General features: G+C 71.7%; 7 protein-coding genes. 6 read left to right on the plus strand and 1 reads right to left on the minus strand.

Annotation, left to right across the window (positions count from 1 at the left end; genetic code table 11):
• Window positions 1-103 precede the first annotated feature (103 nt).
• A complete protein-coding gene (locus tag DFQ13_RS34150) occupies window positions 104-280 on the minus strand; it encodes a hypothetical protein (protein WP_181400168.1) in 177 nt (58 codons plus the stop codon).
• Window positions 281-539: 259 nt separating this feature from the next.
• On the opposite strand from DFQ13_RS34150, the gene DFQ13_RS27290 reads away from it, so the two are divergent.
• The 6 genes from DFQ13_RS27290 (at window position 540) to DFQ13_RS27315 (ending at window position 11,941) form a co-directional block, all read left to right on the plus strand.
• On the plus strand, window positions 540-1,736 hold the full coding sequence (locus DFQ13_RS27290; RefSeq protein WP_110081854.1) for a helix-turn-helix domain-containing protein: 1,197 nt from the start codon (window positions 540-542) through the stop codon (window positions 1,734-1,736).
• 92 nt (window positions 1,737-1,828) lie between these two features.
• Window positions 1,829-2,059 (plus strand): acyl carrier protein, encoded by a 231-nt coding sequence (locus tag DFQ13_RS27295; RefSeq protein WP_035278158.1) that lies wholly within the window; start codon window positions 1,829-1,831, stop codon window positions 2,057-2,059.
• A gap of 91 nt (window positions 2,060-2,150) precedes the next feature.
• Window positions 2,151-8,237, plus strand: coding sequence for a non-ribosomal peptide synthetase (locus tag DFQ13_RS27300; RefSeq protein ID WP_110081855.1), 6,087 nt, complete (start codon window positions 2,151-2,153; stop codon window positions 8,235-8,237).
• A 190-nt stretch (window positions 8,238-8,427) separates the two neighbouring features.
• Window positions 8,428-9,198 carry a thioesterase II family protein gene (locus DFQ13_RS27305; RefSeq protein WP_200873278.1) on the plus strand — a complete coding sequence of 257 codons (771 nt, stop codon included), beginning with the start codon at window positions 8,428-8,430 and terminating at the stop codon, window positions 9,196-9,198.
• Between the two features lie 21 nt (window positions 9,199-9,219).
• Window positions 9,220-10,248: a TauD/TfdA family dioxygenase gene (locus DFQ13_RS27310; RefSeq protein ID WP_110081856.1), complete on the plus strand. Its 1,029-nt coding sequence runs from the start codon at window positions 9,220-9,222 to the stop codon at window positions 10,246-10,248.
• A gap of 1 nt (window position 10,249) precedes the next feature.
• The gene (locus DFQ13_RS27315) at window positions 10,250-11,941 is read left to right on the plus strand and encodes a non-ribosomal peptide synthetase (protein ID WP_110081857.1); all 1,692 of its coding nucleotides are present in this window, start codon (window positions 10,250-10,252) and stop codon (window positions 11,939-11,941) included.
• Window positions 11,942-11,960: the final 19 nt, after the last annotated feature.

Raw genomic sequence — 11,960 nt, forward strand, 5'->3', positions numbered from 1 at the left:
GTGCGGTGGTGCGGTGGTGCGGTGGTGCGGTGGTGCGGTGGTGCGGTGGTGCGGTGGTGCGGTGGTGCGGTGGTGCGGTGGTGCGGTGGTGCGGTTTGGTGGATCAGTCCCAGGGGTTGCTGTCGGTGGTGGTGGGGGTCTGGTCCCAGGGGTTGCTGTTGGTGGTGGCCGTGCTCTGGGTCGGGGTGGTGGTGGTGGCCCGGGCGAGGGATTCGGTGCCGAGGAACAGGGCGGCGGCGAGGGCGGTGGTGGCGGCGATCTTGGCGGCGGTGGTGCGCATCTGGGGGCTCCTTCTGGGGGTGTTTCCGGCTGCTGACAAAAAGGTATGAGGCCGTCCAATTCCCCGGCTATCTCCGCCTTTATCTCCGTGCTATCACCAGTGGTCGGGTCGGCTGTCGCATGATAGAGGGGCGCTTGACCTGCGAAAACTCTCCTATTGTCGGTTGATTGGCATCGTGATGCCGGGGGGATAGCGGGATTCACTGGATTGGGGGCGAGAAAGGCGGGGCCATCTGTCCCGCCCACCCGAGGAGGCGGACATGTCCGAGGTCGACGACACCCGGTTCGGGCGGTTGCTGCACGGGCACCGGACCCGGGTCGGGCTGACGCAGCGGGAGTTGGCGGATTTGTCGACCGTGAGCGTGCGGGCCATTCGGGATCTGGAGCAGGGGCGGGCTCGGCGGCCGCGGCAGGACACCGTGCGGTTGGTGGCTGACGCGCTCCGGTTGAGCAGGCAGGCGCGGGAGGACCTGGAGCGGGCCGCGCACCAGGGGCGGATGGGGTGGTCCCTGCGGACCGACTACGCCGTGGAGCTTGCCCCCGCGCCTGGGGTGCAGGGGCCACTGATCGGGCGGGAGGTGGAGGTCGACGCACTCGTCGAGGAGTTGCGGCACAGTCGATTAGTGGGGCTGGTGGGGCTTAGTGGGGTGGGGAAGACCCGGGTGGCGGTGGAGGTGGCCGCGCGGGCGCACCGAGGGGGTGTGCCTGTGCTGTGGGTGGGGGTGGACTGCCCGATTCGGGATGAGCGGCTTGCCGCCGTTGTGCAGGCGGGGGTTGCCGGGCTCTGCCGGACGGGTGATGAGCGGGCCGCGGGTGACCTGGCTGAGTTGATCGCGGGGCGGGAGACGTTGCTCGTTCTCGACGACCCCGCGCGGGTGCTTGACGGGGAGCGGGTGAAGGTGTTGTTGCGGGACTGCCCCGCATTGCGGGTGCTCGTCGTCGGAACGGCTCCTGCTGATCTTCCTGGGGAGCGGCCCTTTCTGCTTTCCGCTCTCGGGGACGAGGCTGCGGTGCGGTTGTTCCTGCACCACGCCCGCGCTGAGCGGCCGGTGGTGGAGGACGAGACCGTGGCTGGGATCTGCGCCGGGTTGGACGGGTTGCCCCGGGCCTTGGCGGCGGCGGCTTCGTGGTTGGCGGTCTACGACCCGGTGCGGTTGGCGGTGGCGTTGCGGGATGACCCGCTCGACCACGTCGAGGGGGTGTTGCGGCCTTCCGGGGTGCGGGAGGGGCTGGTTCGGTGCGTGCGGGACCTGCCTGATCCGGGGTTGTTGGGTCGGTTGCCGCAGGAGTTCACGTTGGACGACGTGGTGGCGGTGACCGGGGGGAGTCTGCCGGAGTCCGGTCGGTTGGTGCGCGGGTTGTTGCTGCGCGGGGTGGTTCGGCCGCACCTGGCCGATCGGTTCCGGGTGCCCGCGCTGGTGCGGGCGGTGTTGGCGCAGATGTTGGTGGTGGTCTGACGGCCGCCGCCGAAGTGCCTGTGGAACTGCCGCAGGCGGGCGCTCGGTGGGGCTTGAATCCTCTCAACGGACGCCGCGAGAGGGAGAAGGCCATGACCGAGACGTTTCAGAAAGTCGACCGCGCGATCGTCGAGGTGCTTCCCGCGCTCGACGGCAAGGTCGAGGCCGACCGGAACCTGATGGTGGACCTCGGCATCGACTCGCTGTCCATGGTGGAGATCCTGGTGGAGCTGGAGACCTCCTACGGCATCGAGATCCCGGACAGCAAGTTGAAGACCGTGGTGACCGTGCAGGACCTGCTCGACCTCGTCGACCAGCACTGACCAGTACCGATCGGCACCGACCAACACCAGGGCGAGGACGCCGGGCCGGGGGAGTCCGGTCCGGCGTTGCGCACACAGCGGAGGGTTTCCCATGGCAGGGCGTCGGCTGAACCCGGCACAGCGCGGCATCTGGTTCGCGCAGCGACTCGACCCGAGCAGCCCGGCGCACAACGTGGGCGGCCACCTCGACGTGCGCGGGCCCGTCGACCACGACCGGCTGCGGGCGGCCGCGGCGGCGGTGGTCGCCGAGGTCGACGCGCTCTGGTTGCGGTTCACCGAGGTTGACGGTGAACCGACGCAGGAGTTCGGGCCGGTGGGGAACAACGAGCCGGAGGTGGTCGACCTGCGCGGGGAGGCCGACCCCGTGGCGGCGGCCGAGGACTTCATGTGGACCGACCTGGACACCGTCGCCGACGAGCTGTTCCGGCACGTGCTGATCCGCGTCGGTGACGAGCGGGTGTTCTGGTACACGCGGATGCACCACACCGTCCACGACGGACACGCGCAGACCCTGCTGTGGCGGCGGATCGCCGAGGTCTACCGCGGCGGCGGCACACCGATCGGGTCGTTCGCCGACGTCCTCGACGAGCAGGAACGGTACGCCGACTCGCCCGCGTACCGCCGCGACGCCGAGTACTGGCGCACCCTGATGGCCGACGCGCCCGCTGCTGTCTCCCCGGGGGAACAGCCGCTGAGCAACCGCATCACCCGGGTGGGCGCCCACCTCGACGAGGCCGTGTTCGACGGGTTGCGGGCCTTTGCCGACAAGGCGGGGGTCAGTTGGCAGCAAGCTGTTGTGGCCGCCGCCGTGTTGCACCGCCACCTGTGGACCGGCGACCGGGACGTGCTGCTCAGCCTCCCATTGACCGGCCGCATGTCCAGGCGCGCCCGGGCCGCCGCCGGGATGGCCGCGACGATCCTGCCGCTGCGCGTTCCGATCGACCCGCGGGCCACCGTGGCCGAGTTGGCCGCCGAGGTGTCGGCCTCGGTGCGGCTCGCCCAGCGGCACCAGCGGTTCGACCCCACCGAGCTGTTGCGCGAGCTGGGCCGCAGGCACTTCGGTCCGGTCGTCAACGTCATCGCCGACGACGCCGACACCGACCTCGACGGCGTGGTGGCCCGGCCGCACGTCCTGTCGGTCGGGGGCACGGCCGACGAGTTGGCGTTGACCGTCACCAGGTTCGCCGAGGGCGGTCTGCGGGCCGAGTTCACCATCGACGAAGCCCTGCCCGTCGACCTGAGCGCCCACCTGCGCACCTACGTGGAGCTGCTGCGGGCCCTCGCCGCCGACCCGGACGTCCGTGTCGCCGATGTCGACGTGCTTTCCGCTGCCGAGCGCGACACTGTGCTCCGGGAGTGGAACCCCGCCCCGGTCGACACCGGGGACGTCACGCTGGTCGACCTGTTCGAAAAGGTCGCGCGGTCCGACCGGACGGCGTTGGTCTTCAATGACGAACGCCTCTCCTACCGCGACCTGAACGCCCGGGCGAACCACCTCGCCCGTAGGTTGCGGGCGGCGGGTGTCGAGCGCGGTGACCTGGTCGGGGTGCTCGCCGAGCGCGGGATCGGGTTCGCCGTGGCGGTCGTCGCCGTGCTCAAGGCGGGGGCCGGGTACGCGGTGCTGGACCCGGACTTCCCGGACGAGCGGCTGGCCCTCGTCGTCGCGGACGCGGGGGTGCGGGTCGTGGCCGTGGAGGCCGCGCAGCTCGGCCGGGTCGAGGCGGCGCCAGTGGTCATCGACGGCGAACGGAGCGACGGTGGCCGGGACGAGGACGACTTGGGCATCGCCGTCGCCGCGGAGGACGTCGCCTGCGTCATGTTCACCTCCGGCTCGACCGGGCGGCCGAAAGGGGTTGTGGCACCGCACCGGGCTCTGGTGGGCACAGTGCTGGGACAGGAGTACGCCACCTTCGGGCCGGGTGAGGTGTTCCTCCAGTGCTCCCCGGTGTCGTGGGACGCGTTCTCGTTGGAGTTCTGGGGTGCGTTGGCCTTCGGCGGGACGTGCGTGCTCCAGCCCGGGCAGCGGCCCGACCCCGCGCTGCTCGCCGACCTGGTGGGCCGCCACGGGGTGACGATGCTCCAGGTGTCGTCGAGCCTGTTCAACTACCTGGTCGACGAGTCGCCGCAGGCGTTCGCGGGGGTGCGGTTGGCGTTCACCGGTGGTGAGGCTGCTTCCGCCGCGCACGTCGCCCGGGTGCTCGCCCGGTTCCCCGGCCTGCGCGTGGCCAACGGGTACGGTCCGGCGGAGTCGATGGGGTTCACCACCACCCACACCGTCGCCGCCGACGTCGAGGGCTCGGTGCCCGTGGGGCGGGCGGTCGTCAACAAGCGCGCGTACCTGCTGGACGGCCGGTTGCGGCCGGTGCCGGTCGGGGTGGTCGGTGAGGTGTACCTGGGCGGTGTCGGGTTGGCCCGCGGGTACGCGGCCCGGCCGGGGCTCACCGCGCAGCGGTTCGTCGCCGACCCGTTCGGCGTGCCCGGCGAGCGGATGTACCGCACCGGCGACCAGGCCAGGTGGACCGCCGAGGGGGCGTTGGACTTCGTGGGCCGTGTCGACGACCAGGTGAAGGTGCGCGGTTTCCGGGTGGAGCCGGGGGAGGTGGAGGCCGCCGTCATCCGGCACGACGCCGTCACCCAGGTCGCGGTGGTCGTGCTGCGGGACCCGGACCGGCTCGTCGCCTACGTCGTCGGGGACGTCGACGGGGCGGACCTGCGGGCGTGGACCGCCGAACGGCTGCCCGACCACCTGGTGCCCGCCGCCGTCGTGGTCCTCGACCGGCTCCCGCTGACCGCCAACGGGAAGCTCGATCGGGCCGCGCTCCCCACGCCGGAGTTCACCGCCGCCGGTGCGGGCCGGGCGCCGCGCACCCCGCGCGAGGAGATCCTGTGCGGGCTCTACGCCGAGGTGCTCGGGGTGCCGGGGGTGACGGTCGACGACGGGTTCTTCGACCTGGGCGGGCACTCCCTGCTCGCCGCTCGCCTCGCCGCCAGGGTCCGCGCGGTGCTCGGCGCGGAGCTGACCATCCGGGATGTCTTCCAGGCGCCGACCGTGGCCGCCCTGGATACGCGCATCACCGTCTCCGACGGCGAGCGCCCAGCTCTGGTGGCAGCCGAGCGCCCGGAGCGTCCGCCGCTGTCGCCCGCCCAGCGCCGCCTGTGGTTCCTCGACCGCTTCGACGGCGCGGGCACCGCCTACAACGTGCCGATGGTGTTCCGCCTCGACCGGGTCGACCCCGGCGCACTGGCCGCGGCCGTGCGCGACGTCGTCGCCCGGCACGAGCCGCTGCGCACGGTGTTCCCGGTGGCCGAGGACGAGCCGTACCAGCGGGTGCTGCCCGAGGCCGAGGTGTTCCACCAGGCGGGCCAGGCGAGTGAGGAGGCCGTGCGGGCCGCTGCCGCGCACCGGTTCGACCTCGCCGTCGAGGCACCGCTCCGGGTGACCCTGTTCGACGACCGCGTGTTGATCCTGCTGCACCACATCGCCACCGACGGCCTGTCGCTGCGCCCCCTGCTCGCCGACCTCGAAACCGCCTACACCGCCCGCCTCGCAGGCGACGACCCGCAGTGGGCTCCGCTGCCCATCTCCTACGTCGACTACACGCTGTGGCACCACGACCTCCTCGGCGCCGAGTCGGACCCGACGAGCACGGTGGCCCGGGGTCTCGCGTTCTGGGGGGAAGCGCTGGCGGACCTGCCCGAGGAGATCGCGCTCCCGTTCGACCGCCCGCGCCCGCCGGTGCGGTCGCACCGCGGCGGCACTGTCCCGTTCGGACTGGTCCCCGGGGACCGGGATCGGCTCGTCGAGGTGGCGCGGAGCACCCGGACGACCCCGTTCATGGTCGTGCAGGCGGCACTCGCAGTGGTGTTGACGCGATTCGGCGCCGGTACGGACATCCCCATCGGTTCTCCTGTGGCCTGCCGCCAGGACAGCGCCCTGGACGGTCTCGTCGGTTTCTTCGTCAACACGGTAGTGCTGCGCACCGACACTTCCGGCGACCCGACCTTCGCCGAACTGCTGGACCGGGTGCGTTCCACCGACCTCGACGCCTACTCCCACCAGGAGATCCCATTCGATCGGGTGATTGATGCGGTGAACCCCGCGCGATCCCTTTCCCGGCACCCCCTCTTCCAGGTCTGCCTGGCGCTGGAGGACACCCCGCCCGCCGGGATGGACTACGTCGGGACCGGGACGGCCAAGTTCGACCTGGAGTTCCTGCTGCGCCAGGACATGACCGGTCTGGTCGTGTTCAACACCGACGTGTTCGACGCCCCCACCGTCGAGCGGCTGGTCATGACGCTCGGGCGGGTGCTGGCCCAGGTGCTCGCCGATCCGGGGCTGCGGGTGGGTGAGGTTGCCGTCCTCTCCGAGGACGACCGGTCGCGTGTTTTGGCGCAGTGGAACCCGACCCCCGTCGAGGTTCCCGAGGTGACCCTGGTCGACCTGTTCGAGCGCGTCGCTGCAACCGATCGGACGGCGTTGGTGTTCAAGGGTGAGAAGTTGTCGTACTCGGACTTGAACATGCGCGCGAACCGGCTTGCCCGCCAGTTGGTGGCTGCGGGAGCGCGGAGGGGGGATGTGGTGGGTGTGTTGTTGCCGCGTGGGATCGATTTCGCCGTGGCGGTCGTCGCGGTGGTGAAGGCCGGGGCCGGGTACACCGTGCTGGACCCGGACTTCCCGGACGAGCGGCTGGCGGTGGTGGTCGAGGACACCGGGGTTTCGCTGGTGGTCACCTCGACGGGGTCGGCCTCGCGGGTGCGGGCTCGTGCGGTCGTGGAGGACTCGGTCGGCTCGGCGGAGAACCTGGGGTTGCCGTTGTCGGCCGCCGACGTGGCGTGCGTGATGTTCACGTCGGGTTCGACGGGACGGCCGAAGGGGGTGGTGGCGCCGCACCGGGCGTTGGTGGGGACGTTGCTCGGGCAGGACTACGCCACTTTCGGCCCCGACGAGGTGTTCCTCCAGTGCTCGCCCGTGTCGTGGGACGCGTTCTCGCTGGAGTTCTGGGGCGCGCTCGCGTTCGGTGGGGTGTGCGTGCTGCACCCAGGACAGCGCCCGGAACCCGCCGTGGTGGCGGACTTGGTGGCCCGACACGGGGTGACGATGCTCCAGGTGTCCTCAAGCCTCTTCAACTACCTGGTCGACGAGTCACCGGAAGCGTTCACCGGCGTGCGGTTGGCGTTCACCGGTGGCGAGGCAGCCTCTGCCGTGCACGTCGCCCGGGTGCTCGCCCGGTTCCCGGACCTGCGTGTGGCCAACGGTTACGGTCCGGCGGAGTCGATGGGTTTCACCACGACGCACGTGGTGCCCGCTGACGTCGAGGGGTCGGTTCCGGTCGGCCGGGCGGTGGTCAACAAGCGCGCGTACCTACTGGACAGGTGGCTCCAACCGGTTCCCCCGGGCGTCGTGGGCGAGGTGTACCTCGGTGGTGTCGGCCTGGCCCGTGGGTATGCCGGTCGGCCCGGTACGACGGCGGAGCGGTTCGTGGCCGATCCGTACGGGGAGCCCGGTGAGCGGATGTACCGCACGGGTGATCTTGCCCGGTGGACCGCTGACGGGGTGTTGGACTTCGTGGGCCGGGTCGATGACCAGGTGAAGATCCGGGGGTTCCGGGTGGAGCCCGGGGAGGTCGAGGCGCTGCTGACCGGCCACGAACAGGTCGGGCAGGCGGCGGTGGTCGCCTGGCGCGCCGACGGCCCGGCTCGGCTGGTCGCCTACGTCGTCGCCGCGGCGACCGGTGCGGAGCTGCGGTCGTGGGCGGCGGAACGGCTGCCGGAGCACATGGTGCCGTCGGTCATCACCGTCCTGGACCGGTTGCCCCTCACCCCCAACGGCAAGCTGGACCGCAGGGCCCTGCCCGCGCCGGAGTTCGCCGCGAAGGTCGAAGGTCGTCCCCCGCGTGATCCGAGGGAGACCGTGCTCTGTGGGCTCTACGCGGAGCTGTTGGCCGTGGACAACCCCACCATCGACGACAGCTTCTTCGACCTGGGTGGCCATTCCCTGCTCGGGGCCCGGCTGATCAGCCGCGTCCGGACGGCGTTGGGCGTGGAGCTGACGATCCGGGACATCTTCCAGGCGCCGACGGTGGCGCAACTGACCGAGGTCATCGAGGCCAAGGGCACCGCCAAGCCCGCGCGCAGGCCGATGCTGCGCAGGCGCACCGAGGCGGGCGCCCCCAGTTGAGCGGACACGACGAGGAGGTCCCGCCGCGGTCAACCGCGGCGGGGCCCTTTTCGCGTCCGGGCGGCACGACCGGCAGTACCGCGAACACCTGGAACTGCCGGTCGTGCCGCCGCTCGGGAAGCCCTGGCGCACATAGTGTTCTGCCATCGAGACCGGGCCCCACCCCGGCACCGGAACCCCTGGAGCGAACATGAGTGCAGCCCACGGCACCGGCACGATGGCCGACCGCGAGGACGTGGTCTGGGCCCTCGGCACCGGCACCACCGACCTGCTCGTCCTGCCGCACGCGGGCGGCAACGCGCACGCCTACGCCGAGTGGCGGGAGCACCTGCCCGCGAGCATCCGCCTGCTCATCGGCCAGTACCCCGGTCGCGGCGCCCGGTTCGTCGACGACCTGCCGGAGAACGTCGAGGACCTCGCGGGCCCGGTCGTGGACTGCCTGCCGGAGGACACCGGTCGGCTGGTCGTCCTCGGTCACTCGATGGGGTCGCTGGTCGCCTTCGAGGTGGCCCGGATTCTCACCGAGCGCGGCACCCCGCCGCTGGGGCTCGTCGTCAGCGCCTGCCGTGCGCCGCAACTGGCCAACCCCGCCCCGGTCGACGCCGGGCGGTTCGACGACGACCAGCTCGTGGCCGCGATCAAGGCGCGCGGCGGCACCCAGGACGGCATCCTCGACGAGCCGGAGCTGCGGGAGATCATCCTCCCGGCCATCCGCGCCGACTTCGGCATCGACGACGTGTACCGCTACACCGGCCCGGCCACGCCGCTGGGCTGCCCGGTGACCGTGCTCGGCGGCGACGCCGATCCGATCGTCCCGCTCGACACCCTGGCGCCGTGGTCGGAGGTCACCACCGACCGCGCCACCGTGGAGCTGTTCGCGGGCGACCACTTCTACTTCCAGCAGGACCTGCCCCCGTTCCTGACGCGGGTCGGCCAGGTCGTCCAGAGCCTGCTCGGCTGACCCAGGAGGAACGACAACCCCATGACATCCCTCGACAACTCCGTGCGCGAGCTGGACCTGAGCCGCGAGCCGGGAAAGCCCCCGATCGCCATCGCCCCGGCCGTGGCCGACCTGGACGAGGCGGCCCGCTGGGTCGCCGACGCGCTGCCCGCGATCCGCGCCGAGCTGCTGCGCTCGGGCTGCCTGATGCTGCGCGGCCTGCCGGTCACCGGCAACGAGGCGTTCGCGACCATCCGCGACGTCCTCTTCCCGAAGCTGGCCTCGTACAAGGAGAAGGCCACACCGCGCAGCGACTTCGGCGGTGGTGTCTTTTCCTCCACCGACCTCCCCGCGGTCCAGCCCATCCGGCTGCACAACGAGAACAGCTACACCCTGGACTTCCCGGGCGCGTTGCTCTTCGGTTGCCTGGTGGCCCCCGAGGAAGGCGGCGCCACCACCGTCGGCGACATGCGCCGGGTGCTGGCGCTGCTGCCCGAGGACCTGCGCGCCCGCTGCGAGGAGGCCGGGTGGCTGCTGGTGCGCAACTTCTCGGAGATGGCGGGCCTGCCGTGGCAGACCAGCTTCGCCACCGAGGACAAGGCCGTCGCCGAGGCCTACTGCGACGAGCACACCATCGGCTACGAGTGGCTGGACGAGGACTCGTTGCGCACCACCCAGCGCCGGTCCGCGATCGTCAGCCACCCGGTGACGGGTGAGCGGGTCTGGTTCAACCACATGGCGTTCTGGAACTCCTGGACGCTCGACCCGGACATCCGCGACGTGCTGGTGGAGACCTACGGCGCCGACGGCCTGCCCTTCGCCACCTACCTCGGCGACGGAACCCCCCTCACCGAGGAGGAGGCCGCGACCCTCAACGCCGCCTACGACGAGGTCACCATGCGCGAGACCTACCAGGTGGGTGACCTCCTGCTGGTCGACAACATCCTGTGCGCACACGGCCGGGAGGCGTTCTCCGGTGCCCGCAAGATCGTGGTGGGCATGGGCGACCCGGTGGAGCTGTCCGACTGCGCCCCCACCGCGCAGCCCTCGACCACCCCGTACGGGGCCTGACATGGACCTCATCACCCGCCTCGCCCAGCAGCCCGCCGACCGGCAGGCGCTCGTCGCCGGGGACCGCGAGCTGAGCTTCGGGGAACTGCGCGCCGAGGCCGCCAGGGTCGCCGCCGCCCTCACCGCCCGGGGGGTCGGCCCGGAGAGCCTGGTCGCGATCAGCCTACCCCGGGGCGCTGACCTGGTCGTCGCCCTGCTGGGCACGCTCACCGCCGGGGCCGCGTACCTGCCGGTCGACCCGGCGCTGCCGGAGCAGCGCAGGCGGTACCTCGTCGAGGACGCCCGCGCCGAGCTGGTCATCGGCCAGTCCGCGACCGCCGCGGTGCGGACCGTGTCCGTCGAGGCGCTGACCGCGGGCGTGGTCGCCGACTTCGCCCCAGTGCCGGTCGAGCCGGACACGCTGGCCTACGTCATCTACACCTCCGGTTCCACCGGCCTGCCCAAGGGCGTGGAGATCACCCGGGGGAGCGCGGCGTTGCTGCTCGACGCGCTGGAGTCGGCCGGGATCGCCGCCACCACCGCGGGTCGGGTCGGCTGGAACGCGTCCGCCTCGTTCGACGCGTCGGTGCAGCAGTGGACCCGGCTGTGCCGCGGGGACACCGTGGTCGTGCTCGACGACGCCACCCGGGCCGACCCGGCGTTGATGGCCGAGCTGGTCGTCGACCAGCGGCTGACCGACCTGGACCTGACCCCCTCGCACGCCGACCCGCTGCTGCCGCACCTGGCGGAGATCGCGTGGCCGCTGACGCTGCTGGTCGGTGGTGAACCGATCAGTCCGTCGCTGTGGCAGCGGATGGCCGCGCAGGAGAACCTGCGCGCGGTCAACCTCTACGGTCCGACGGAGTGCACTGTGGACGCCACTGCCGGGTGGGTCACCGCGGAGCACGAGCCGCACATCGGCACCGTGCTGCCCGGCCTGGAGCTGCACCTGCTCGACGAGAAGCTGAACCCGGTGGACGACGGCGAGGTCGGCGAGATCCACCTCGGCGGCGAGCGGGTCGCCCGCGGCTACCGCAACCGCCCCGGCCTCACCGCCGAGCGGTTCATCGCCGCCGCGGACGGCAGCAGGGTCTACCGTTCGGGTGACTTGGCCCGCAGGCACGCCGACGGTCGCCTGGAGTACCTGGGCCGCCGCGACGGACAGGTCAAAGTGCACGGTCACCGGATCGAGCTGGGTGAGATCGAAGCCGCCTTGACCCGGTGCGAGGGCATCGAGGAAGCCGCCGTGCTCTACCGGGACGACTCCCCGACCGGTCCGGGCCTGGTGGGCTACTACCGTGGCAAGCCCGGGATCTCCCCCCTGTGGACAACTGAACGCCTGAAGGAAACTCTTCCGGTATACATGGTCCCGGGGGTCCTCGTCGCAGTGGAATCCTTCCCCCGCACGGTGAACGGCAAGCTCGACCGCCGAGCACTGCCCGCACCAGTGGTCACCGCCCCGGCCGACGCCGGGACGACCGGACTGGACAGTCCGGTCGAGCGGCTGATCGCCGAGGTGTGGTCGTACGTGCTCGGCGTGCAAGACCTGTCGGCGGACGCGAACTTCTTCAAGCTCGGCGGGCACTCGCTGCTGGCGATCAAGCTGGTGGCCAAGGTGCGCGCGGAGTTGGGGGTCGCCCTGCCGGTCAAGGCGGTCTACCAGAACCCGCGGCTGCGCGACCTCGCGCAGGTCATCGAAGCCCTCTTCTCCTGACCGAACCCCTCTTGTCCCA

The sequence above is a fragment of the Actinokineospora spheciospongiae genome, assembly GCF_003182415.1.
Lineage (GTDB): Bacteria > Actinomycetota > Actinomycetes > Mycobacteriales > Pseudonocardiaceae > Actinokineospora > Actinokineospora spheciospongiae.

Bases quoted from the DNA above. Each gene is read 5' to 3' on its own strand.
- DFQ13_RS34150 (WP_181400168.1), bottom strand. From the start codon at position 280: ATGCGCACCACCGCCGCCAAGATCGCCGCCACCACCGCCCTCGCCGCC.
- DFQ13_RS27290 (WP_110081854.1), top strand. From the start codon at position 540: ATGTCCGAGGTCGACGACACCCGGTTCGGGCGGTTGCTGCACGGGCAC.
- DFQ13_RS27295 (WP_035278158.1), top strand. From the start codon at position 1,829: ATGACCGAGACGTTTCAGAAAGTCGACCGCGCGATCGTCGAGGTGCTT.
- DFQ13_RS27300 (WP_110081855.1), top strand. From the start codon at position 2,151: ATGGCAGGGCGTCGGCTGAACCCGGCACAGCGCGGCATCTGGTTCGCG.
- DFQ13_RS27305 (WP_200873278.1), top strand. From the start codon at position 8,428: ATGAGTGCAGCCCACGGCACCGGCACGATGGCCGACCGCGAGGACGTG.
- DFQ13_RS27310 (WP_110081856.1), top strand. From the start codon at position 9,220: ATGACATCCCTCGACAACTCCGTGCGCGAGCTGGACCTGAGCCGCGAG.
- DFQ13_RS27315 (WP_110081857.1), top strand. From the start codon at position 10,250: ATGGACCTCATCACCCGCCTCGCCCAGCAGCCCGCCGACCGGCAGGCG.